Origin of the sequence: Streptomyces sp. NPDC048637 (assembly GCF_040650675.1) — a bacterium.
Lineage (GTDB): Bacteria > Actinomycetota > Actinomycetes > Streptomycetales > Streptomycetaceae > Streptomyces.
This window is the reverse complement of the sequence record NZ_JBEZHQ010000041.1, coordinates 1-20576: the sequence shown is the minus strand read 5'-3', so window position 1 is coordinate 20576 and position 20576 is coordinate 1. Positions and strand designations below refer to the sequence as shown.

Below are 20576 nucleotides of genomic sequence, written 5' to 3'. Positions count from 1 at the left end.
CGCCTCGTTCCACGAGATGTGGGAGGAGTTGCGGCCCCTCGGCCGCGACTCCTCCTCCGGGGGCTACCGCCGCTACGCCTGGACCGGCGCCGACACCGACTGCCGCGCGTGGTTCCGGGCCCAGGCCGAGGCCCGCGGACTCACCTACGAACTGGACCGCAACGGCAACCAGTGGGCCTGGCTCGGCGCCACCGGCTACCAGGACGTGGCCCCCGGCAACGCCGTCGTCACCGGCTCCCACCTGGACTCCGTACCGGACGGTGGCGCCTTCGACGGCCCGCTGGGTGTGGTCTCCTCGTTCGCCGCGCTGGACGAACTCCGCGGGAGGGGAGCGGAGTTCGACAAGCCACTGGCGATCGTCAACTTCGGCGACGAGGAAGGCGCCCGCTTCGGCCTGGCCTGCGTCGGCTCCCGGCTCGCCGCCGGGGCGCTGACCACCGAGGCCGCGCACCAGCTGCGCGACGGCGACGGCATCACCCTCCCGCAGGCCATGGAGCGCGCCGGACACGACCCCGGGGCCATCGGCCCGGACCCCGAACGGCTCGCCCGGATCGGTGCGTTCGTCGAACTCCACGTCGAGCAGGGACGTGCCCTGGACCTGTCCGGCGACCCGGTCGGTATCGCCTCCGCCATCTGGCCGCACGGCCGCTGGCGGTTCGACTTCCACGGCGAGGCCAACCACGCCGGCACCACCCGTCTCGACGACCGCCGGGACCCGATGCTCAGCTATGCCGCGACCGTGCTCGCCGCCCGCGAGCAGGCCCGGCTGGCCGGAGCCCTGGCCACCTTCGGGAAGATCAGGGTGGAGCCGAACGGCGTCAACGCCATCCCCTCGCTGGTCCGCGGCTGGCTGGACTCCCGCGCCCCCGACCAGGACACCCTCGACACCGTGATCAACGGGATCGAGCGGGCCGCCGCCGAGCGCGCCGCCCGCGACGGGGTGGACCTGACCGTCGTACGCGAATCCTTCACCCCCGTCGTGGAGTTCCAGCACGCCCTGCGGGACGAGCTGAGCGCGATCCTCGGCAAGACGGGGGAGCGGGCCGTGCCCGTCCTGGGCACCGGAGCCGGGCATGACGCCGGTATTTTGTCCGGCACCGTCCCCACCGCGATGCTGTTCGTCCGCAACCCCACCGGGGTCTCGCACTCACCCGCCGAAGCGGCGGACGAGGACGACTGCGTCGCCGGGGTCACCGCACTCGCCGACGTACTGGAGGGGCTGGCGTGCCGCTGACGCCGCAGGCAACACCGACGACGTACTGGCTCGAACACGCCTGGCTCGGCACTCATGTCGAGCCGGGCGTGGCCGTGGACATCGCGGACGGACGGATCACCGCCGTCCGCACCGGGGCGGACACCCCGCCGCCCGGCGCCACCGCGCTGCGCGGCCTGACCCTCCCCGGTCTCGCCAACGCCCACTCGCACGCCTTCCACCGCGCCCTTCGCGGCACCGTCCAGGTCGGCACCGGGACCTTCTGGACCTGGCGCGAGATCATGTACAGCGTCGCCGACCGGCTGACCCCCGACACCTATTACGCCCTCGCCCGCGCCGCCTACGCCGAGATGGCGCTGGCCGGCATCACCTGCGTCGGCGAATTCCACTATCTGCACCACGCGCCCGGCGGCACCCGCTACAACGACCCCAACGCCATGGGCGAGGCACTGCTCTCCGCCGCCGCCGAGGCCGGTATCCGCATCACCCTGCTCGACACCGCCTATCTCTCGGCCGGCTTCGGTGCCCCGCCCAACCACCACCAGCTGCGCTTCTCCGACGGCACCGCCGACCGCTGGGCCCAGCGCGCCGACGCACTCAAGGAGCGCGCACACGCCCGGATCGGCGCCGCCATCCACTCCGTACGCGCCGTCCCCGCCGGGCAGCTCGGCACCGTCGCGGACTGGGCCCGCGAACGGCAGGCGCCCCTGCACGTCCACCTCTCGGAGCAGACCGCCGAGAACGACGCCTGCCGCGACGCCCATGGCGTCACCCCCACACAACTGCTGGCCGACCACGGCGCACTGGGCCCCCGCACCACCGCCGTGCACGCCACCCACCTCACCGGTGAGGACATCGCGCTCCTCGGCAGCTCCCAAACGGGCGTGTGCATGTGCCCCACCACCGAACGCGACCTCGCCGACGGCATCGGCCCGGCCGCCCAGCTCCAGGGCCGCGGCAGCCCGCTCTCCCTCGGCAGCGACAGCCACGCCGTCATCGACCTGCTCGAAGAGGCCCGCGCCATGGAGCTCGACGAACGGCTGCGCACCCGCACCCGCGGGCACTGGACGGCCGCCGCCCTGCTGCGCGCCGCCACCGCCGACGGCCACGCCGCCCTGGGCTGGGACGACGCCGGCACCCTCGAAGCGGGGGCGCTCGCCGACCTCACCACGATCGCACTGGACTCCGTACGCACCGCCGGACCACTGCCCCGGCTGGCCGCCGAAACGGCCGTATTCGCCGCCTCCGCGGCGGACGTACGACACACCATCGTCGGCGGCCGGCAGATCGTCCGGGACGGTGTGCACACTCTTGTCCCCGACGTACCCACCGCCCTCGCCGCATCCATCGCCGCGGTACGCGGCTGAAGGAGAACACCCCCGCGATGACGACGACCTCAGCGCCGACCACCGCCATCACCCACATCGCCCAGCTCGTCACCAACGACCCCTCCCTCGGCGAAGGCCCCCTCGGTCTGATCCAGGACGCAGCGGTCGTCATCGACGGCGACCGCATCGCCTGGGTCGGTGCATCCAGCAAAGCACCCGCCACTGACAACGCCGTCGACGCCGGCGGCCGGGCAGGCCTCCCCGGCTTCGTCGACTCCCACTCCCACCTGGTCTTCGCCGGTGACCGTACCGCGGAGTTCAACGCCCGGATGTCCGGCCGCCCTTACTCCGCCGGCGGTATCCGCACCACCGTCGCCGCCACCCGCGCCGCCACCGACGAGGCCCTGCACCGCAACATCGCCCGCTACCTCGCCGAGGCGCTCCGCCAGGGCACCACCACCCAGGAGACCAAGTCCGGCTACGGGCTCACCGTCGAGGACGAGTCCCGCGCGCTGCGCATCGCCGCCGAGCACACCGACGAGGTCACCTTCCTCGGCGCGCACATCGTCTCGCCCGACTACGCCGACGACCCGGCCGGCTATGTCGACCTCGTCACCGGCCCGATGCTGGACGCCTGCGCCCCGCACGCCCGTTGGGTCGACGTCTTCTGCGAGAAGGGCGCCTTCGACGGCGACCAGGCCCGCGCCGTCCTCACCGCGGGCAAGGCCAAGGGCCTGGTGCCGCGGGTGCACGCCAACCAGCTCGGCCACGGCCCCGGCGTTCAGCTCGCCGTCGAACTCGGCGCCGCCTCCGCCGACCACTGCACCCACCTCAGCCCGGCCGATATCGACGCCCTCGCGCAGTCCGACACCGTCGCCACCCTGCTCCCGGGCGCCGAGTTCTCCACCCGCGCCCAGTGGCCCGACGCCCGTCCGCTGCTCGACGCCGGCGCCACCGTCGCCCTGTCCACGGACTGCAACCCCGGCTCGTCCTTCACGAGTTCGATGCCGTTCTGCATCGCGCTGGCCGTCCGCGACATGGGCATGACGCCCGACGAGGCTGTGTGGGCGGCGACCGCGGGCGGCGCCCGCGCACTGCGCCGCACGGACGTCGGCCGGATCACCCCCGGTGCCCGCGCCGACCTCGCCCTCCTGGACGCGCCGTCGCACGTCCACCTCGCCTACCGGCCGGGCGTCCCGCTCGTATCTGCGGTGTGGCACAAGGGCGTTCTCGTCTGACGGCGGTCACCGGACGGTCCGCGCGCCTCGGTTGTCGGACCCTGCTGCGAGCATGGGGTCATGAGCAACGAGGCGGGTGGGCCGTCCGACGGCGTGCTGGACGATCCGGCGCGGTTGCCGGCCGCCGATCGGGCGGCGGTGCGGGCGTATCTCGATGCGGCGGCCGGGGTGTGCAGTACCGGACGTGAGGTGTTCGAGCAGGCCGAGGCGATCTTCGGGGGCGCGCAGGTGCCGCCTGCCGAGTTCGCGTCCTGGCTGCATTTCGCGGCGACGATGCTGGGACACGACGAGTACGCCGCACGGCTCGCGGCCGCCGAGCCGGCCATGCCGTGGCGGACCGTGTGGGCGTGGTGGCGGCCGGCGGGGCGGTGTGTGGCGCAGCCCGAGCGCCTGTCGGAGTACGAGGCCGCGTTCTACGAGTGCGCGGCCGGACCCTGCTGGCCGTCGAGACCGCGGGCGACCGCGGACTCTGGCTGGATCTGGAGACCGGCAACGAGGTCCCGGCGCCGTCCGCCGGAGACATCAGCCGCTCGGAGCTGCCCCGCCGTTGCGGGGAGGACGGCGAAGACCTGAGCGATCTCCGGCTGTCCGCACCCGAGGCCTGGGCCTGTGCCGACCCGCTCCCGGCTCCGGACGGCAGGACCTGGCATCTGATCCAGCAGGACGCCCATGGGCTCGCGCTCCTGGAAACGGACCCGGTGGTGCTGCGTGACTGGCCGCGTGGCGGGATCGACCACACCTCGGCCGAGGAGGGCATGCCGGGGCGGGTGCCGTTCGTGCCGCCGTCGGCGGAACCACTGACCGCCTCGCGGGTCGACGCGGCCTTCGCGCCGACCCCGGTGGTCCGGTTCCCCGAGGAGGCGCTGCCCGCCGGTCTCACGGACGCCGCCGCCCGGGCCTTCCTGCGCGAGGTCGGTCTGCCGGAGGAATGGCGCTCCTACAAGGCCGACTTCGTGTTGCGCCCGCAGGACGAGCCGGCCGAGGTGGACGAGAGCGCGGTGGCCGGGGTGCGACTGCCGGACGGGATGGTGGCGGCGGATCTGCCGGCCCTTGGCCGCTCCGTCCACGGCGCGCTGTATCTGCACCGCTGTGACGGGACGGTGCACATCGCCGCTTCGCCTGCGGAGTCCGGCGGGCCTGGCCCGGCCATGGTGGAGTTGGCGCCGAACCTCGCGGTCTTCACCCGTTGCCTGGAGGCCGTGCGCCGCTACGGGAGCGCCGTGTCGGCCCCCTACCCCGGGGAGCCGGACATGACCGAGGTGTTCACCGCGGAGATGGCCGCGCTCGCGCCGGGCCTGTTCGCCCCGGACACTCCCCGGGGGGAGCTGTGGAGCCACTTCACCTGGGCCATCACCGAGTGGGACGGTGACCTCTTCTGGCTGCCGTAGGGCGTGCCGTTCGGCGCTGCCGCAGCGGAGGAGGGCCCGTCCCGGGCAATCCCGGGGCAGGCCCTCCTCCGCGCGGGCGGCTGCCGGCCGTGGCCGGCAGGGACCGTGGGTCCCTCACTCGTCGATCATCAGCCCCTTGCGGAGCCGGACGAGGGTGCGGGAGAGCAGACGGGAGACGTGCATCTGGGAGATGCCCAGCTCCTCGCCGATCTCGGACTGCGTCATATTGGCGACGAAGCGCAGCGAGAGGATCTTGCGGTCGCGCGGCGGGAGTTCGGCGATCAGCGGCTTGAGGGACTCCACGTACTCGATGCCCTCGAGCCCGTGGTCCTCGTAGCCGATGCGGTCCGCCAGCGCGCCTTCGCTGTCGTCCTCCTCGGGCTGGGCGTCCAGCGAGCTCGCGGTGTACGCGTTGCTCGCGGCCATCCCCTCGACGACCTCGTCACGGGTGATGCTGAGGCGGTCGGCGAGTTCGTGCACCGTGGGGGCGCGGTCCAGCTTCTGCGCGAGCTCATCGCCCGCCTTGGCGAGGTCCAGGCGCAGTTCCTGCAGCCGCCTCGGTACGCGCACCGACCAGCTGGTGTCGCGGAAGAATCGCTTGATCTCGCCGACGATGGTCGGCATGGCGAACGTCGGGAACTCGACGCCACGGCTGAGTTCGAAGCGGTCGATCGCCTTGATCAGGCCGATCGTGCCGACCTGGACGATGTCCTCCATGGGCTCGCTGCGGGAGCGGAACCGGGAGGCCGCGAACTTCACCAGGGCGAGGTTGAGCTCGACCAGAGTGTTGCGGACGTACGCGAATTCGTGCGTGCCTTCTTCGAGCGTCTCGAGTCGCTCGAAGAGAGTCTTGGACAGAGCCCTCGCGTCCACCGGGCCCACCTCGTCGAACGGCGGGATCTCAGGCAGATCGTCGACCTCAGGCATGCCTGCCAGTTCTGATTCGGCAGGGAGCAGCTGGGCAGGGATCTGTCCGGTCGGGTCGGACGGGGGTGTCGACGATGCGGGCTGCCGGGTGTCGTCGGTGCGCAATTCGTCGAGCCGGGGTGACATGGTCTCCTCCATCGTTCTCGGCATATGGCTGCCGATGCCTCTACGCGAAGCTGCGGTGTGCGGCGCCTCCAAAGCCGGCCGTTTCGAATGTGTGCTTCTACGCCTACCTGGCTTTGCCCGAAGATGGCAAGTGCGTGTTGTCCGTATATTGAGCAATATGCGGATTGTTCGGCTACCGGCAGGCGTCAGGAAGGCGTAGGGTTCGACGAGCGCAGTCGTAAGCAAACAGTCGTCTAGACAGCAAGAGGGGTGCGCGCGCATGGACCGCGGGACGGTCGGCAGTGCAAGCCGGGGCCGGCTTCACGTCGAGATCCGCCATCACGGCGCCAGCGCGGTGGTGACGGTCTCCGGTGAGCTGGATCACCATACGGCTGATCTGTTGCGTGAGTCACTGGAAGGCTGTGTGGACGACGGCTATGCACGCCTGGTGGTGGACTGCTCACCCCTTGAGTTCATGGACTCCACCGGTCTCAATGTTCTGCTCGGCGCGCGCCTGAAGGCGGAGGCCGAGGGGGGCGGGGTGCACTTGGCGGGGATGCAGCCGGTGGTCGCCCGGGTCTTCGAGATCACGGGCGCGGAGGCGGTCTTCACGGTCCACGACTCCCTCGACGCGGCGCTGCCCGACTGACGTGACCGCGGTGCCCGGAACGTTGCATTCCGGGCACGTAGTACGTGTCACAACTTCCGTGCCCAAGAAGTGGGTGTTCTCACGGTCCGGTCGGGCAGGAGACATCTGAATCCTTGAATCAGTCAGTATCTGTTTTCCGTGAACAGGCGAATCGGTGAGGTGAAGCGCTGATGAGCACCACCCGGCCGTACCCGCCGGGCGATCTCGGCCCGGAGTCGGGCGGCGCCGGTGCTTCCGCCGCCGCCCCGGCTGCCGCCGTCCCGGCAGGCCAGATCCGCCGGCTGCGCCTGGCGGGCACCCGAGGGGCCGTGGCGCGTGGCCGTGACTTCGCCCGGCAGGCCCTGCACGACTGGGGCTGGCTGCCGGCGGGCGGCGCGGACCAGCGTGCCGCGGCGGAGGATGTGCTGCTCGTCGTCTCGGAGCTGGTCACCAACGCCTGTCTGCATGCCGAGGGGCCGGAGGAGCTGCGACTGCGCTGCACCGCCAAAGTGCTGCGCCTGGAGGTCAGCGACCTCGGTGCGGGCTCACCGGCGCCGCGCAGCCCGCACCGTCCGGGCCGCCCCGGTGGGCACGGCATGTTCATCGTGCAGCGGCTGTGCCTGGACTGGGGCGTGGTGCGCAACGCCGATGGTGCGGGCAAGACCGTATGGGCGGAGCTCGCCGCGCCGTCCTGAAGGGGGCGGCTTCGTCGGAGAAGAGTTGAGCGCGGGCCGGTGGGCCCGCGCTTCGTCGTTTCCGGAATCTGCCGTTCGGCGCCTCCCGGTTGCCGCGCTCCAGGCCGGTTTTCCCCGCTGCCCCCGGGCCCGGAGCGATCGGGGCTGTGCATTGCCTTCCCTCGTCAAGGTCCCCGGCGTACCTTGACGGCCAATCTGATGTGCCGTCAGTAACTTTCGGCGGTGCGCTCACGGGAGAAGGGGAACTCGAGGTGGCCCGCTTCTACGAACAGCACGGCAGGCGCCCGAGCCGGGCGGCCGGCCTCGCCGTGGCCGTGGCGATGACGGCGGGGTCCGCGGTGATGCTCACCGCGCCGGCCGCCCATGCCGAGGTCGTCGACGTCAACTACCAGTGCAGAACGCCGATCGGCAACAAGGGCGCGGTTTCGCCCATCGACATCAAGAGCACTCCCAGCGGCGGCGCGTACCAGCTCGTCATGTCCTTCCAGAAGGGGGTCTCGTCCAGCCCCGTCGAGCTGGGCAAGGGCGCCATGATGCCGAGCGCGCTGATCCAGCTGGGCGGCGCGGAGAGCGGTACGGTGCCGGTCACCGGGCCGCCGAACGACCAGGCCGTTCCGGCCAACACCCCCATCAAGATCAGTGACTTGAGCGGCACCTACACGCCCAAGGGCAGCGGCAAGGTCACCTTCACGGCTTCCACTCTCACGATCAAGGCCCTGGGCACCACCACCACCTGCACGCCCAGCAACCATCCGAAGCCCGCGCTGACCCTGGACGTGAAGGGCTCCGGCGGCGCGGGCGGCGCCTCGGGAAGCACCGGCGGATCCGCCACCGGCGCCTCCGCCGGCGGGCAGCTGCCGCAGACCGGGCCCGCGGACTCCGCCGTCGCGCTGGGCACCCTCGGCGGCACGGTGCTGCTGGCCGGTGCGGCCGGTGCGCTCTGGCTGACCCGCCGTCACCAGCGGGTGTGAACCGCCGCGCGGGAGGCCAGACCCCGCGCGCTGCCCTGCCGTTCCCCGCACGCCCGCTTCCCCGGCCGGCACGGGGAGGCACCCCCTCGCACCAGGAGCCGCCGATGCCGTTTCGTACCCGCACAGCGGTCAGCGGTGCGATCCTCGCGACCGCCGCCGTGCTGCTGTGCCCCGCCGCGGCCGCGGCCCGGCCGGCCCCCGCACCGGCGCCGCCGGGCTGGTCGGCCGCGCCCGCGCCCGGTGACGGCGCCACGCCGAGCGCCCAGGACCGCCCCTACTTCTACCTGGAGGGCGCGCCGGGCACCGTCATGAACGACCGGCTGTCCCTGCGCAACCCCACCGGCCGGGCCGTCACGGTACGGCTGCGCGGCTCCGGCGCGTGGATCGCCTGCGCCGCCAAGGAGGTGACGGTCCCGCCGCGCACCCGGGCGACCGTCCCGTTCACGGTGACCGTGCCGCGCGACGCGGCCCCCGGCGACCACCCCGCCGCGCTTGTCGCGACCGCGGGCGGCACGGGGCGCGGCGCGGTCGAGCGGGACGCCGTACCGGTGCATCTGCGGGTGTCCGGGCCGGTGCTGGCCGCGCTGACCGTCGAGAATGTGTCGGTGCGCGGCCGGGGTGGTGCGGCGGTCATCCGGTACACGCTGGTCAACCGCGGCAACACGGTGCTGACCCCGCGGCTCGCGGTGCGTGCCGACGGGCTCTTCGGCCCGGTGCTGCGGCGGGGCCTGCGCACCCTGCCGGGCCGGCTGTCCCCGGGGCAGAGCGCCGAGCTGACGGAGACCTGGGCCGATCCGCCCGCTCTGGACGCGGTGGAGGTGCGGCTCACGGCGACGGCGGACGGCGGGGCACACGGGGCCGCCACGGCCGCGTACACCGCGCTCCCCTGGGGCGTCGTCGCCGGACCGGCGTTCCTCCTGGCGGCGGGCGCATGCGGCCTGGTGGCCGTCCGCCGGCGACGCCGTGCCCGGGGGCCGGGCGACGCACGGGGCGGCGAACCCGTGCGGAGCGCTCCCGGCGGTGCGCGGCCGCCCGAGGGGCAAGCGGCGGACCCGGCGGCGGAATTGGCGAGTACCGGTTCAGGAGCGCGATCGTGAACGGCGAGACGGGTACGGGCAGGCCGAGGGCCGGCAGCACGGCCCGTGCGCTTCGGGCGGGGCGCACCGCGGCGCCTGCCGTACGAAGGAGTCGACGGCGGGCCGCGGCCCTGCTCGTGCTGTGCCTGGCCCTCGCGCCCGCCCTGCTGCCGGCCGCGGCCGCGCACGCCGCCCCGTACGTCACCGCCGCCGACGGCACACCCGCCGTCCGGCTCTCCGCCAAGGAGGCGGGCAAGGGCGGCACCGTCACCGTGACCGGCCGCGGCTGGCGGCCCAAGGCGCTGCTCACGCTGCTGATCTGCGGCCAGAACATGATCGGCGGCACCAACTCCTGCGCCAACGGGGACGGGCGGGCCGTCACCACCGATACGCACGGCGCGTTCCACCGGAAGCTCCCGGTCGCCGAGCCGCCCAAGCCCTGCCCCTGTGTGGTGCATGTGGCGACCGTGACCGGTGCGGCGGCCGAGGCGGAGGCGGCGTTCACGGTGGCGGGCCACCCGGTCGCGCCGCTGCCCAAGGAGCGCACCGGCGGCCGGCTGGCGGTCCTCGCCCAGCCGCGGCTGGCGGGCAGCAGCGGCCTGCTGACCTGGTTCGGCGCCCCGCCGCAGCGCGAGTTGACGGTCACGGTCGGCAATCTCGGCTCGGCACCGGCCAAGGACCCGGTCTTCCAGGTCGGCACCTCCCACGGGGTCTTCGCGCCCGAGTGGGCGGAGCAGCAATGGCGGGGGACCGTCCCCGCCGGGAAGAAGGCCGAGGTCAGACTGCCGGTCGAGCTGCCGGCCGGGGCACACGGGGACTATCTGGTCTCCCTCAAATACGGCGGCAAGGTCCTGGTCGAGCAGCCCTGGGGGGTCGGCAGGCCATGGGGCGTGACGCTCTTCTGGGTGCTGCTCTGCGTGGTGGTCCCGACGGCGGTGTTCCGTATCGGGATGGCCCTGGTGGACCGGGTCCGCCCGCACGGGCCGGGCCGGGGGCGCGCCGGGGGACGGACGCAGCCGGCCGCACACAGCCACACCGCCGGCCGGCCGTCCGGCGCGGCCGGTACCGGAAAACGCATCAGGAACCGAACCCGGCGTGAGCGCGCGGAGGCCGGCCCCGGTACGCCGGGCGACTCCGCCGCGCTGCCGTGGTTCACCCCGGACACCGCACCGTCCACCACCACATCAACCGAACGACCGACGTCGAAAGGTTCTGCGTGATGAGGCAACGGAGGAGAGCGGCGGTGGCCGCGACGGCCGCGCTGGTGCTCGCGGGTGCGGGCATCATGACCGCGGCCGGGACCGCCCAGGCAGCGGAGGTGTCGTACCGGACGGAGTGTCTGCCGCCGCCGATATCCGGGCTGCCGCCGATCCAGGGCACCACGAAGGTGGCGGTCAGCGCACCGGGGACGGCGAAGGTCGGCGAGGAGATCGAGGTGGTCTGGAAGACCATCGAGGGGGCCTCCAAGAACCCCGACATCCTCGACCTGGGGGAGAACACCGTCCAGCCGACCGGCACGATCAAGGTGGCCGGGGCACAGACCGGCGAGCTGGCGATGCAGGGGCCGCGGCAGAACCCGCCGATCCCCAAGGGCGCTCCGATGGTGCTGTCCGACATGAAGGGGAAACTCAAGCTCACGAAGCCGGGTGAGGTCACCCTGACGCCCGGCTTCTACAACATCAACGTCAACCGGCCGATCTCGACGGACACCAAGTGCTCGCCCAAGGAGGCGGTGCAGCCCGGGGTCACCATCAAGGTGACCGACGGCGGAGGCGGTTCCGGCGGCACGACCGGCGGCACCACGAGCGGGACCACCACCGGGACGACGAGCGGGACCACGACCGGGACGACGACCGGCACCACGACGGGGACGACGGGCGGGACCACCGGCGGCGGCTCCGCCGGTACGGCCTCCGGCGGCGGCACCGACGGCGGGACGACCTCCGGCTCGTCCGGCGGTACGGCCTCAGGAGGCTCCGGCGGCTCCGGCGGTGACCCCGACGGCACCGCGTACAAGGGCAAGGAGGTCGAGGTCCCCTACGCCTGCAAGACGCCGATCGGGGACAAGAAGGCGACCTCGCCGGTCCAGATCAACGCCGTGAAGAAGGGCGGCAGTTACGACCTGACGGTGAAGTTCAGCAAGTCCGTCATGGACAGCCCGGCGGACATCCCCAAGGACTCGGTCAAGCCGTCGATGGACGTCAGGGTCGGCGGCGCGGACAAGGGGTCGGTGAAGGTCGAGGGGCCGACCAACGCCGAGCCCATCAAGTCGGGCCAGCCGATCGCGATCCCTGATCTGAAGGGCACCTACAAGCCGGGTGCCACCGGCAAGGCCACGCTGACCCCGGGCGTGCTCACCGTCAACGCCCTCGGGACGACCACCACCTGCACCCCGGAGAAGGACCCCGGCGTCTCGCTCGCCCTGGACACCTCGGCGCAGCCGGGCGGTACGTCCGGTGGCGCTACGGGCGGTGCCTCCGGCGGCGCGGCGGCCTCCGGTGGCAGCGCGGCGGGACCGGCCAGTGTCTCGGGCGGCAGCAGCGGCGGCCTCGCCGAGACCGGTGCGAGCGACCACGGCGCGCTGACCGCGCTCGGCCTCGTCGCCGGCACCGTCATCCTGCTGGGCGGCGCGGTGTTCACGTTCCTGCCGCGGCGCCGGGTACGGGTCCGCTGACGCGGCACGTCCACGGGACGCACGAAGGGGGCGTCGCACCGGTGGTGCGACGCCCCCTTCCGCTGTCCGGGGCCGGCCGGCGTCAGTTGACGCTGCCCATCAGCTCCTTGATCCGCTTGCGGGACGTCCAGATGCCGAGGCCGGCGACGACCGCGAAGGCGGCCTCGACCGCGACCGCGCTCGCGGTGTTCAGGTCGACGTTCAGCTGCGGCGACGTCAGCAGACCTGATACGGAGTCACCCGCGGTGACCGCGAGGAACCAGACACCCATCATCTGGGAGCTGTACTTGGCGGGCGCCATCTTCGTGGTGACCGACAGGCCGACCGGGGAGAGGCACAGCTCACTGACCGTCTGGATGAAGTAGATCGCCACCAGCCACATCGGGCTGACCCTGCCGCCGTTGGCGGCGGTGTCGATCAGCGGGATGAGGAAGACCGCGAACGAGATGCCGATCAGCGCGAGGCTGGACGCGAACTTGACGGCGGTGCTGGGCTCCTTGTCCCGCTTGTTCAGCCACAGCCAGACCGAGGCGACCACCGGGGCGAGCGCCATGACGAAGATCGGGTTCAGCGACTGGTACCAGGACGTCGGGAAGTGGAAGCCCAGCAGGTCGTTCGTCGTGGAGTGCTTGCCGAAGATCGACAGGGTCGAGCCGTTCTGGTCGTAGATCATCCAGAAGATGGCGGCGACCGCGAAGAACCACATGTAGCCCGAGAGCTTGGACTGCTCCAGCTCCGTGAGTTCCTTGTCGCGCTTCATGCGGACCAGGACCGCGATCGGGATGACCAGACCGGCGATGGTGATCGGCATCAGCGCCCAGTCGGCGAAGTTACCCGTCACACCGAGCAGGGTGTAGAACACGGCCGCGACGATCAGCCAGATCAGGCCCTTGCGCAGCGCGGACGACTTCTCCTGCGGCGTCGCCGGCTGGGCGACGACGCTGCTCTCCGCGCTCAGATGCCGGGTGCCGAGCAGGAACTGGGCGAGGCCGAGCGCCATGCCGACCGCGGCGAGCGTGAAGCCGAGGTGCCAGTTGACGCTCTCGCCGACGGTGCCGATGGTCAGCGGGGCCAGGAAGGCCCCGATGTTGATGCCGATGTAGAAGAGCGTGAAGCCACCGTCACGGCGCGGGTCCTCCGGGCCGTCGTAGAGGTGGCCGACCATCGTGGAGATGTTCGCCTTCAGCAGGCCGGAGCCGAGCGCGACCAGTACGAGACCGGCGAAGAAGCTTGCCGCGGTGGGCAGGGCGAGCGTGATGTGGCCCGCGATGACGACGGAGGCGCCGATGGCGACCGTCTTGCGCGGACCCCAGAAGCGGTCCGCCATCCAGCCGCCCGGCATGGCGAGCAGATAGACCATCGCCATGTACACGGAGTAGATCGCCGTGGCCGTGGTGGCCTGCATGTGCATGCCGCCGGGCGCGATCAGGTACAGCGGGAGTAGCGCCTTCATGCCGTAGAAGCTGTAGCGCTCCCACATCTCGGTCATGAAGAGAGTGGCCAGGCCGCGGGGGTGGCCGAAGAAGGTTTTGCCGCCGTTCGCAGGGTTCCCCTGCTGGGCCGCGTCCTTCGTCAGGCTGGACGCCATGGGTGCTTCCTTGCTGCTACAGGACGCGTTCGCAGGCCGATACGCGCCCGGGTGGGGGGTGGCCGGCACCGGCGTAACTCCGCCCACCTCCACGTCCGGGAGGTCCAGCAACCGCGAGGGGCCGGCAGGACGGTCGTACCCCGGATTCCACGCCCCGTCTTGCGAGCGCGCCGGCCCCGGACGGCAGGTCGATCACTGTGTATCAGGGCCGTTGGCACCGGCCCGGAGCACAACGAGGGACCGATGACGTCAGTTGAGTGTCAAGGGCCCCGGAGGCTGTGCGATGCACGTCGAGCTACTTTACGTCTGGTTCCGCCGCCATCGGGCCGCGTGAGACAACGCTCACACCGTTATGGGGAACCATGCGCGCCCCTCCGGGAGATCATGCGCCCTCGCGCGCGCCCGAGGCCTCGCAGCTCAGGGCGGTGCCGGTGCAGGAACGGTCCGTCGTCGGCCATCCGCGCTGGTCCGCCCCTCGACGCCGATACATCGGACTACCATCGGGCCATGACCCGTGTACTGCTCGCCGAGGATGACGCGTCCATCTCGGAGCCGCTCGCCCGCGCACTGCGCCGCGAGGGTTACGAAGTCGAGGTGCGCGAGGACGGCCCGACCGCGCTCGACGCCGGTCTCCAGGGGAACATCGACCTCGTCGTCCTGGACCTGGGGCTGCCCGGGATGGACGGCCTGGAGGTCGCCCGACGGCTGCGCAACGAAGGCCACTCCTTCCCCATCCTGGTGCTGACCGCCCGCGCCGACGAGGTGGACACCGTGGTGGGCCTGGACGCCGGCGCCGACGACTATGTCACCAAGCCCTTCCGCCTCGCCGAACTCCTCGCCCGCGTACGGGCCCTGCTGCGCCGCGGCTCCACCGCCGAGCCCCAGCAGCCGCCGGCCACCCACGGGGTGCGGATCGACGTCGAGTCGCACCGCGCCTGGATGGGGGAGGAGGAACTCCAGCTCACGGCCAAGGAGTTCGACCTGCTGCGGGTCCTGGTGCGGGACGCCGGCCGGGTCGTCACCCGCGACCAGCTGATGCGCGAGGTCTGGGACACCACCTGGTGGTCCTCCACCAAGACGCTCGACATGCATATCTCCTGGCTGCGCAAGAAGCTCGGGGACGATGCCGCCAACCCCCGCTATATCGCCACCGTCCGCGGTGTCGGCTTCCGATTCGAAAAAAGCTGAAAGAGCCGGGGAGCCTGTGCGCCGCCGCCTGATCAATTCCACGCTCGCCGTGGTGCTCGTCGTGATCGCCGTCTTCGGCGTCTCGCTCGTCATCGTCGAGACCCGCACCATCCAGGCCGGTGCGCAGGAGAGCGTGGTGTCCGAGGCGGTCCGGCTGGTCGGGATAGTGGAGAGCCGGCTGGGCAGCGGCGAGAAGATCACCCCGGACATCCTCTCCGAGCAGATCACCGCCAAGAGATACGCGCGGATCACGGTGCCCGGCAAGAAGCCGATCGAGATCGGGAAGCGGCCCTCGGGCGATGTCATCGAGTCCAAGGTGCGCGGTGACCGCGGCGAGGCCGTCACGGTCCAGGAGTCCCGCTCCATGGTCAGCGCGGAGATCGGCCGCACGCTGCTGGTCATTCTGGCCGTGGCGCTGCTGGCGATCATCGCGGCCGTGATTCTGGCCGTCCGCCAGGGCCGCCGGCTGACCGCGCCGCTCACCGACCTCGCGGAGACCGCCGAGCGGCTGGGCTCCGGAGACCCCCGCCCGCGCCACCGCCGCTACGGCGTCCAGGAACTGGACCGGGTCGCGGATGTGCTGGACGCCAGCGCGGAGCGGATCGCCCGGATGCTGACCGCCGAGCGGCGGCTGGCCGCGGACGCCTCCCACCAGCTGCGGACGCCGCTGACCGCGCTGTCCATGCGGCTGGAGGAGATCACCGTCACCGACGACCCGGACACCGTGAAGGAAGAGGCCACCATCGCGCTGGCGCAGGTGGAGCGGCTGACGGATGTCGTCCAGCGGCTGCTGACCAACTCGCGGGACCCGCGCAGCGGTTCCGCGGTCGCCTTCGATCTGGACGAGGTGGTCAAGCAGCAGATCGAGGAGTGGCGGCCGGCCTACCGCAGCGCGGGGCGGGCCATCGTGCGCTCCGGCAAGAAGGGGCTGCGGGCCGTGGGTACCCCCGGCGCGGTCGCCCAGGTGCTGGCCACCCTGATCGAGAACTCCCTGATGCACGGGGACGGGACGGTCGCGCTGCGCACCCGCGTCACCGGCAATCAGGCGGTCGTCGAGGTCACCGACGCCGGGCCCGGAGTGTCGGCGGACCTCGGCTCGCGGGTCTTCGAGCGGACCGTGTCCGGCCGTAATTCCACCGGTCTGGGGCTGGCCGTCGCACGGGATCTGGCGGAGGCGGACGGTGGACGGCTGGAGCTGCTCCAGCAGCATCCGCCGGTCTTCGCGCTGTTCCTGGCCCGGGAGGCGGAGCCCGCCGAGGAGTGAGCGGCGGGGCCGGGAGGGCCCCGGGCTACTTCCGGGAGGCGCTGCGCGGGCGGTGGGAGCCGTCGGCGAGGAAGGACTCGGCCGTCTCTATGGCCTCCCGCGCGGGCAGCGTACGGAAGACCCAGGTGCGGTAGGACCAGAAGCGGAAGAGCGTGGCGACGCCGATGCCGAGGAACTTGAAGATGTTGCTCTGCAGCGGGCTGTCCCAGTGGAAGCCGTAGGTCGCGACGTAGAGCAGGCCGTTCTCGATCACCAGGCCGATCGCGCTGAACAGCAGGAAGAGCGTCAGTTCCTTGGTGCGGCCCCGCTTGTCGCGGTCGCGGTAGGTGAAGTAGCGGTAGCCGAGGTAGTTGGTGCCGGTCGCCACGACCGTCGCGATGATGCTGGCCCGGACGACGGGCACCTCGGTCAGCTGCCGTACGAGGTTGAACACCGCGAAGTTGACCACGACACCCGCGCCGCCGACCGCGCCGAACTTCACCACTTCACGAGTGAGCGCCTCCAGCCGCGACCGCAGTGCGCTCCGTTCACTCATGGTGATCGTTCAGCTCCCCGTCGTGGGCGGTGTCCGCGGGCCGTCAACCCTGGTCCGCCCCCTCATGCTAACCACGCCCCGTTGAGGGTGCCTGCCACGCGACGAGTCCACCCGCAAGCCCGGCGGGCCGTACGGGTCCAGGGCCTGCCTTCAAAGTCCTAGCGGACGGTGACACGGAAGTTGAGACTCCGGGCGCCCGCCTCGTCGGCCGCACCGGGGCCGCAGCGCCGGCAGCGCAGCAGCCGTAAGTCCGTACGGCCCGGATGGACGGCCTCGAAGGCGAGGTGGCGGGCGGGCCCGGCCGGCGGCGGACCGCCGGTGGTCACGCGTCCGCCGGCGGCCTTGAGGACGGCCGGGTCGGGGCGGGGTTCGGCGATGATCCAGTGATAGCCGCCGGCGGGGTCGTCGGCGACCCGCACGCTGAAGCGGTCACCGGGGGAGACCGCAATCTCGGTGTCGTCCGCGTCATAGACCTCCGGCGCGGACAGTTGGCTGAAAACGGAGTGCAGGGCGATCAGCAGCGCGGTGATCGCGACAACGATCACCAGCGTCCTGGGGCCCCTCGATATGCCGCTGTTCTCCATTCGGCCTCCCCTTCGCCGGGCCCGCTCCGGGCGCCGGTCCCGCACCCCGGCCCGAGAGCAGGGGCCGGTGTCGATCTTCCATCGACGCTCTTCGAACGTGCGAACTCAGAGGATCATCCAAGCCGGTATCGGGGCAGCGGAGCCGGGCGGATACCCTGGGGGGCGTGACGTTCCCGGTAGTCGGCATGGTCGGCGGCGGTCAGCTCGCCCGTATGACCCACGAGGCGGGTATCCCCCTCGGCATCAAGTTCAAGCTCCTCAGCGACACTCCGCAGGATTCCGCGGCTCAGGTGGTCGGTGATGTCGTCATTGGCGACTACCGCGACCTGGACACGCTGCGCGCCTTCGCCCGTGGCTGTGACGTGATCACCTTCGATCATGAGCACGTTCCCACCGAGCACCTGCGGGCACTGGAGGCCGACGGCATCCCCGTACGGCCCGGTCCCGACGCGCTGGTGCACGCCCAGGACAAGGGGGTGATGCGGGCGAAGCTGGACGCCATCGGCACACCCTGTCCGCGGCACCGCATCGTCGAGGACCCCGCGGACGTCGAGCGCTTCGCCGCCGAGGGCGAGGGGTTCCCGGTGATCCTCAAGACCGTCCGCGGCGGCTATGACGGCAAGGGGGTCTGGGTCGTACGATCCTCCAAGGAGGCCGCCGAGCCGTTCCGCGCCGGGGTGCCCGTCCTCGCGGAGGAAAAGGTCGATTTCGTCCGCGAGCTGGCGGCCAACATCGTCCGCTCCCCGCACGGCCAGGCCGTCGCCTACCCGGTCGTGGAGTCCATCCAGGTCGACGGCGTCTGCGACACCGTGATCGCGCCGGCGCCCGGCCTCGACTCCGAGCTGGCCGGCCAGGCCCAGGAGCTGGCGCTGCGCATCGCCCAGGAGCTGGGGGTCGTCGGCCATCTCGCCGTCGAACTCTTCGAGACCGCCGATGGCCGGATCCTCGTCAACGAACTCGCCATGCGCCCGCACAACTCCGGCCACTGGACCCAGGACGGCGCGATCACCTCGCAGTTCGCCAACCACGTCCGTGCCGTGCTCGACCTCCCGCTCGGCGATCCGCGCCCGCGCGCCCGCTGGACGGTGATGGCCAACGTCCTCGGCGGCGACTACCCCGACATGTATTACGCGTACCTCCATTGCATGGCGCGGGACCCGCAGTTGAAGATCCATATGTACGGCAAGGATGTGAAGCCCGGCCGCAAGGTCGGACACGTCAACACCTACGGCGACGACCTGGCCGACGTGCGCGAGCGCGCCGCTCATGCCGCCGGCTACCTGCGAGGAACGATCACCGAATGACCTCCAGCCCCTCGCCCGAAACCCGCCCGGCCGACCCGTCCCCCGTGGTCGGCATCGTCATGGGCTCCGACTCCGACTGGCCCGTCATGGAGGCCGCCGCCCAGGCCCTCGCCGAGTTCGAGATCCCCCACGAGGTCGATGTCGTCTCCGCGCACCGCATGCCGCGCGAGATGATCGCGTACGGCGAGCAGGCGGCCGACCGCGGCCTGAAGGCGATCATCGCGGGCGCCGGGGGCGCGGCCCACCTCCCCGGGATGCTCGCCTCGGTCACCCCACTGCCGGTCATCGGCGTCCCCGTCCCCCTGAAGTACCTCGACGGCATGGACTCCCTCCTCTCCATCGTGCAGATGCCGGCCGGGGTGCCGGTCGCCACCGTCTCGGTCGGCGGGGCCCGTAACGCCGGGCTGCTGGCCGCCCGGATCCTCGCCACCCAGGACGCCGAACTCATGGGCCGGATGCGGGAGTTCCAGCAGGAGCTGAACGACCAGGCCACCGAGAAGGGCAAGCGGCTGCGCTCCAAGGTCGCCACCCCGAACGGCTTCGGCTTCGGCGGCGCCAAGTGAGCTCCTCCCAGGGGGCGGCACGGGATCTGCTCGCCCGCTGGCCCGTCGTCGACGGTCACAACGACCTGCCCTGGGCCCTGCGCGAGCAGGTCCGCTACGACCTCGACCGGCGCGATATCGCCGCCGACCAGTCCGCGCACCTCCACACCGATCTGCCGCGGCTGCGGGCCGGCGGCGTCGGCGCGCAGTTCTGGTCGGTGTACGTGCGCGCCGACTACGCGGGCGACCAGGCCGTCAGCGCCACCCTTGAACAGATCGACGTGGTCCGGGAGCTGGTCGCCCGCTACCCCGACGCGCTGCGTCTCGCGTACACCGCCGACGACATGGAGACGGCCCGCGCGCAGGGCCGGATCGCGTCCCTGATGGGCGCCGAGGGCGGCCACTCCATCAACAACTCGCTGGCCACGCTGCGCGCGCTGCACCAGCTGGGCGTGCGCTACATGACGCTCACCCACAACAACACCATCGACTGGGCGGACTCCGCGACCGACGAGCCGCGCCACCACGGCCTGTCGGCCTTCGGCGAAGAGGTCGTCCGTGAGATGAACCGCTGCGGGATGCTGGTCGACCTCTCGCACGTCTCGGCCGACACCATGCGTGACGCGCTGCGCGTCAGCACCGCGCCGGTGATCTTCTCGCACTCCTCCGCCCGCGCCGTCTGCGACCACCCGCGCAACATCCCCGACGATGTGCTGGCGCGGCTGTCCGCCAACGGCGGGGTCGCGATGGCCACCTTCGTGCCGAAGTTCGTGCTGCCCGCGGCCGTCGAGTGGACGCTGCGTGCCGACGAGAACATGCGCGCGCACGGTCTGCACCACCTCGACACCACCGAGGCGGGCATGACGGTCCAGCGGGCCTTCGAGGCGGCCAACCCGCGGCCGAAGGCCACCGCGGCCACCGTCGCGGACCACCTCGACCACATGCGTGAGGTCGCCGGCGTCGACCACATCGGTATCGGCGGCGACTTCGACGGCACCGCCTTCACCCCCGACGGCCTGGCCGACGTCGCGGGCTACCCGAACCTGATCGCCGAACTCCTGGACCGCAAGTGGTCCGAGACCGATCTGGCCAAGCTCACCTGGCAGAACGCGGTGCGCGTTTTGCGCGCGGCGGAGGACGTGGCTCACGCAGAGCGATTGCGGCGGGGGCCGTCTCACGTGACGCTTGGCTGATCCCACGTTTTTGTCTGTCCCGCCGTTGTGGTTTCTCGCCGTTGCGCCTGCGGCGGGCAGGTGGTTGTCGGGTGCGGTGACGGGCCTCCGGGGCCTGGTGTGTGGACTGCTTCGCTTTACGTCCACACACCAGGC

At 71.8% G+C, this 20576-nt stretch carries 20 protein-coding genes; 16 read left to right on the top strand and 4 right to left on the bottom strand.

Features of this window, described 5'->3' with window-relative positions:
* Window positions 1-16: 16 nt before the first annotated feature.
* The 5 genes from AB0C46_RS33845 to AB0C46_RS33825 all read left to right on the top strand — a co-directional run bounded on the left by AB0C46_RS33845 (window position 17) and on the right by AB0C46_RS33825 (window position 5167).
* Complete coding sequence (locus AB0C46_RS33845) at window positions 17-1234, top strand: allantoate amidohydrolase (RefSeq protein WP_362832646.1); 1218 nt, start codon at window positions 17-19, stop codon at window positions 1232-1234.
* The gene (locus AB0C46_RS33840) at window positions 1225-2580 is read left to right on the top strand and encodes a formimidoylglutamate deiminase (protein WP_362832555.1); all 1356 of its coding nucleotides are present in this window, start codon (window positions 1225-1227) and stop codon (window positions 2578-2580) included. Before AB0C46_RS33845 ends, AB0C46_RS33840 begins: the two co-directional genes overlap by 10 nt.
* A 17-nt stretch (window positions 2581-2597) precedes the next feature.
* Entirely contained in the window at window positions 2598-3779 is a 1182-nt protein-coding gene (gene hutI, locus AB0C46_RS33835; protein ID WP_362832554.1) for an imidazolonepropionase, read from the top strand.
* A gap of 60 nt (window positions 3780-3839) precedes the next feature.
* Complete coding sequence (locus AB0C46_RS33830; protein ID WP_362832553.1) at window positions 3840-4352, top strand: hypothetical protein; 513 nt, start codon at window positions 3840-3842, stop codon at window positions 4350-4352.
* Window positions 4353-4534: 182 nt separating this feature from the next.
* Entirely contained in the window at window positions 4535-5167 is a 633-nt protein-coding gene (locus AB0C46_RS33825; protein ID WP_362832644.1) for an SUKH-4 family immunity protein, read from the top strand.
* A gap of 114 nt (window positions 5168-5281) precedes the next feature.
* Here the strand turns inward: AB0C46_RS33825 and AB0C46_RS33820 are convergent, their stop codons facing one another.
* Window positions 5282-6220, bottom strand: a complete 939-nt coding sequence (locus AB0C46_RS33820; RefSeq protein WP_362832642.1) for an RNA polymerase sigma factor SigF — start codon at window positions 6218-6220, stop codon at window positions 5282-5284.
* A gap of 259 nt (window positions 6221-6479) precedes the next feature.
* Here AB0C46_RS33820 and AB0C46_RS33815 point away from each other — a divergent pair, with 259 nt between their 5' ends.
* The 6 genes from AB0C46_RS33815 (at window position 6480) to AB0C46_RS33790 (ending at window position 12243) form a co-directional block, all read left to right on the top strand.
* Window positions 6480-6848 carry an STAS domain-containing protein gene (locus AB0C46_RS33815; protein WP_362832552.1) on the top strand — a complete coding sequence of 123 codons (369 nt, stop codon included), beginning with the start codon at window positions 6480-6482 and terminating at the stop codon, window positions 6846-6848.
* 170 nt (window positions 6849-7018) lie between these two features.
* Entirely contained in the window at window positions 7019-7522 is a 504-nt protein-coding gene (locus AB0C46_RS33810) for an ATP-binding protein (RefSeq protein WP_362832550.1), read from the top strand.
* A gap of 251 nt (window positions 7523-7773) precedes the next feature.
* Window positions 7774-8493 carry an LPXTG cell wall anchor domain-containing protein gene (locus AB0C46_RS33805; RefSeq protein ID WP_362832549.1) on the top strand — a complete coding sequence of 240 codons (720 nt, stop codon included), beginning with the start codon at window positions 7774-7776 and terminating at the stop codon, window positions 8491-8493.
* A 104-nt stretch (window positions 8494-8597) separates the two neighbouring features.
* On the top strand, window positions 8598-9590 hold the full coding sequence (locus AB0C46_RS33800) for a hypothetical protein (protein WP_362832548.1): 993 nt from the start codon (window positions 8598-8600) through the stop codon (window positions 9588-9590).
* A gap of 125 nt (window positions 9591-9715) precedes the next feature.
* Window positions 9716-10789 carry a hypothetical protein gene (locus tag AB0C46_RS33795; protein WP_362832640.1) on the top strand — a complete coding sequence of 358 codons (1074 nt, stop codon included), beginning with the start codon at window positions 9716-9718 and terminating at the stop codon, window positions 10787-10789.
* Window positions 10789-12243: a hypothetical protein gene (locus tag AB0C46_RS33790; RefSeq protein ID WP_362832547.1), complete on the top strand. Its 1455-nt coding sequence runs from the start codon at window positions 10789-10791 to the stop codon at window positions 12241-12243. The genes AB0C46_RS33795 and AB0C46_RS33790 overlap by 1 nt, the downstream gene beginning before the upstream one ends.
* Window positions 12244-12325: 82 nt before the next feature.
* Here AB0C46_RS33790 and AB0C46_RS33785 read toward each other — a convergent pair whose 3' ends face one another.
* Complete coding sequence (locus AB0C46_RS33785) at window positions 12326-13831, bottom strand: oligopeptide:H+ symporter (protein ID WP_362832546.1); 1506 nt, start codon at window positions 13829-13831, stop codon at window positions 12326-12328.
* A gap of 507 nt (window positions 13832-14338) precedes the next feature.
* On the opposite strand from AB0C46_RS33785, the gene AB0C46_RS33780 reads away from it, so the two are divergent.
* Together AB0C46_RS33780 and AB0C46_RS33775 are read left to right on the top strand one after the other, a co-directional pair.
* On the top strand, window positions 14339-15019 hold the full coding sequence (locus AB0C46_RS33780; RefSeq protein ID WP_033266590.1) for a response regulator transcription factor: 681 nt from the start codon (window positions 14339-14341) through the stop codon (window positions 15017-15019).
* Between the two features lie 16 nt (window positions 15020-15035).
* On the top strand, window positions 15036-16283 hold the full coding sequence (locus AB0C46_RS33775) for an ATP-binding protein (protein ID WP_362832545.1): 1248 nt from the start codon (window positions 15036-15038) through the stop codon (window positions 16281-16283).
* Window positions 16284-16308: 25 nt separating this feature from the next.
* On the opposite strand, the gene AB0C46_RS33770 is transcribed toward AB0C46_RS33775, so the two are convergent.
* A complete protein-coding gene (locus AB0C46_RS33770) occupies window positions 16309-16818 on the bottom strand; it encodes a GtrA family protein (RefSeq protein WP_362832544.1) in 510 nt (169 codons plus the stop codon).
* A gap of 158 nt (window positions 16819-16976) precedes the next feature.
* Window positions 16977-17402 carry a hypothetical protein gene (locus AB0C46_RS33765; RefSeq protein ID WP_362832542.1) on the bottom strand — a complete coding sequence of 142 codons (426 nt, stop codon included), beginning with the start codon at window positions 17400-17402 and terminating at the stop codon, window positions 16977-16979.
* Between the two features lie 185 nt (window positions 17403-17587).
* On the opposite strand from AB0C46_RS33765, the gene AB0C46_RS33760 reads away from it, so the two are divergent.
* Genes AB0C46_RS33760 through AB0C46_RS33750 form a run of 3 tightly spaced genes read left to right on the top strand, consistent with a single transcriptional unit; the run spans window position 17588 to window position 20441 of the window.
* Window positions 17588-18706 carry a 5-(carboxyamino)imidazole ribonucleotide synthase gene (locus tag AB0C46_RS33760; RefSeq protein ID WP_362832638.1) on the top strand — a complete coding sequence of 373 codons (1119 nt, stop codon included), beginning with the start codon at window positions 17588-17590 and terminating at the stop codon, window positions 18704-18706.
* Window positions 18703-19269 carry a 5-(carboxyamino)imidazole ribonucleotide mutase gene (purE, locus tag AB0C46_RS33755; RefSeq protein ID WP_362832540.1) on the top strand — a complete coding sequence of 189 codons (567 nt, stop codon included), beginning with the start codon at window positions 18703-18705 and terminating at the stop codon, window positions 19267-19269. Before AB0C46_RS33760 ends, purE begins: the two co-directional genes overlap by 4 nt.
* Window positions 19266-20441, top strand: coding sequence for a dipeptidase (locus tag AB0C46_RS33750; protein WP_362832538.1), 1176 nt, complete (start codon window positions 19266-19268; stop codon window positions 20439-20441). The genes purE and AB0C46_RS33750 overlap by 4 nt, the downstream gene beginning before the upstream one ends.
* The last annotated feature ends 135 nt before the right edge of the window (window positions 20442-20576 follow it).

Excerpts from the sequence above, each read along its gene's own strand:
- AB0C46_RS33790 (WP_362832547.1), top strand. The coding sequence starts at position 10,789 with ATGAGGCAACGGAGGAGAGCGGCGGTGGCCGCGACGGCCGCGCTGGTG.
- AB0C46_RS33765 (WP_362832542.1), bottom strand. The coding sequence starts at position 17,402 with ATGGAGAACAGCGGCATATCGAGGGGCCCCAGGACGCTGGTGATCGTT.
- AB0C46_RS33800 (WP_362832548.1), top strand. The coding sequence starts at position 8,598 with ATGCCGTTTCGTACCCGCACAGCGGTCAGCGGTGCGATCCTCGCGACC.
- hutI (WP_362832554.1), top strand. The coding sequence starts at position 2,598 with ATGACGACGACCTCAGCGCCGACCACCGCCATCACCCACATCGCCCAG.
- AB0C46_RS33815 (WP_362832552.1), top strand. The coding sequence starts at position 6,480 with ATGGACCGCGGGACGGTCGGCAGTGCAAGCCGGGGCCGGCTTCACGTC.
- AB0C46_RS33770 (WP_362832544.1), bottom strand. The coding sequence starts at position 16,818 with ATGAGTGAACGGAGCGCACTGCGGTCGCGGCTGGAGGCGCTCACTCGT.
- AB0C46_RS33825 (WP_362832644.1), top strand. The coding sequence starts at position 4,535 with ATGCCGGGGCGGGTGCCGTTCGTGCCGCCGTCGGCGGAACCACTGACC.
- AB0C46_RS33830 (WP_362832553.1), top strand. The coding sequence starts at position 3,840 with ATGAGCAACGAGGCGGGTGGGCCGTCCGACGGCGTGCTGGACGATCCG.
- AB0C46_RS33845 (WP_362832646.1), top strand. The coding sequence starts at position 17 with ATGTGGGAGGAGTTGCGGCCCCTCGGCCGCGACTCCTCCTCCGGGGGC.
- AB0C46_RS33780 (WP_033266590.1), top strand. The coding sequence starts at position 14,339 with ATGACCCGTGTACTGCTCGCCGAGGATGACGCGTCCATCTCGGAGCCG.
- AB0C46_RS33820 (WP_362832642.1), bottom strand. The coding sequence starts at position 6,220 with ATGTCACCCCGGCTCGACGAATTGCGCACCGACGACACCCGGCAGCCC.
- AB0C46_RS33760 (WP_362832638.1), top strand. The coding sequence starts at position 17,588 with ATGGTCGGCGGCGGTCAGCTCGCCCGTATGACCCACGAGGCGGGTATC.
- AB0C46_RS33810 (WP_362832550.1), top strand. The coding sequence starts at position 7,019 with ATGAGCACCACCCGGCCGTACCCGCCGGGCGATCTCGGCCCGGAGTCG.
- purE (WP_362832540.1), top strand. The coding sequence starts at position 18,703 with ATGACCTCCAGCCCCTCGCCCGAAACCCGCCCGGCCGACCCGTCCCCC.
- AB0C46_RS33785 (WP_362832546.1), bottom strand. The coding sequence starts at position 13,831 with ATGGCGTCCAGCCTGACGAAGGACGCGGCCCAGCAGGGGAACCCTGCG.